Origin of the sequence: Microcystis sp. M53602_WE12, assembly GCF_030065455.1 — a bacterium.
In the GTDB taxonomy this organism is placed as follows: domain Bacteria; phylum Cyanobacteriota; class Cyanobacteriia; order Cyanobacteriales; family Microcystaceae; genus Microcystis; species Microcystis aeruginosa.
In genome coordinates, this window is record NZ_JASJFB010000581.1 from 1 (window position 1) to 1197 (window position 1197).

The following is a 1197-nucleotide window of genomic DNA, read 5'->3' on the forward strand; positions in this document are numbered from 1 at the left end:
AAATTCTCTCTAGCATTTTCTGGCTCTCGGGGTTTAGGTCTCTAATCAATCTCATTGTATTTTCCTGCTGCTTCGTTTTTTTATGTATTATACTTCTTAATTTTTTATTTGGGTAATTAATTTTGCATGACTACTTATTTAAGGACACAAGTAAGCTAAAACACGCGTAATTAGTCAGCGCAATAAAAAGTTTTAATTGAGAAGGGACAGAACCCTGACAGGGGCTGTATTATAGAGGGCATGGAAATTAACGACCGACTAGAACGCCGGAACTATTCCATCAAATTAGTTACCTCCAGAGAAGCAACTTGAGCCACTTGGCATACTTTTGTCTTTTTGTCAAATTTTGTGTTAAGAAAGATGTGACACCGAATCCGTTTTTAATAGTGTGATTAACTCCCAAGTTATGGATTGTTTTTCCCTGCTCCCCGCTCCCTGCTCCCCACTCCCCACTCTCCTATACCTTTTAAATAGGATTTAGTATGACTAATGGATAGGCCTGCTACGAATAAGGAAAAATGATATTGGTATTGATATTTTGAGCTTATGCTGTCCCATCTGCTTTTTACTTGCGACTTGGTGTGAGATGATCTAGAAATGTGTATTTCATGACAAGGATAAAGAAAAGTAATGGCAGAAATTCAGTTTTCCAAGGGGTTAAAAGAACCTGTTGTTCCCGATATCCGCTTAAGTCGCACTAAAACGGGGGAGAAAGGATCGGCAAAATTTTATTTTGAGCAACCGACTATCCTCGGAGATCAACAAACCGAGGAAATCACGGGGATGTATCTCATTGATGAGGAGGGGGAAATAGTCACCAGGGAAGTAAAAGGCAAATTTATCAACGGTAAACCCACGGCGATCGAAGCTACGGTTATTTTCAATTCTCCCGCAGAGTGGGATCGTTTTATGCGTTTTATGGAGCGTTACGGTAGCGAAAACGGTCTAGAATTTACTAAATCTTCCTGATTTGGCCCTTAGCTTTCGGCAATTTGTCAAAAAACCCGCATTCGGGATCGATGCGGGTAGAGGTGAAAAATCAGAGGAAAAACCTATTTAGGGTCTGCTGAATAAATCTAAAAACCTTGTTGGATAAGACTTTTGGACTTTTTTCCCCTCAAAAAGTGCCAGCCATTGCGGGGATCGGGGGAAAATTCAGGTACTTTTTCCCTGAAAATTAGGTAGTTGACCACCTCA

At 40.4% G+C, this 1197-nt stretch carries 1 protein-coding gene; it reads left to right on the forward strand.

Annotated features, from left to right (window positions below):
- Positions 1-630: 630 nt before the first annotated feature.
- Entirely contained in the window at positions 631-969 is a 339-nt protein-coding gene (gene psb28, locus PX482_RS18645) for a photosystem II reaction center protein Psb28 (RefSeq protein ID WP_002758684.1), read from the forward strand.
- The last annotated feature ends 228 nt before the right edge of the window (positions 970-1197 follow it).

Excerpts from the sequence above, each read along its gene's own strand:
- psb28 (WP_002758684.1), top strand. The coding sequence starts at position 631 with ATGGCAGAAATTCAGTTTTCCAAGGGGTTAAAAGAACCTGTTGTTCCC.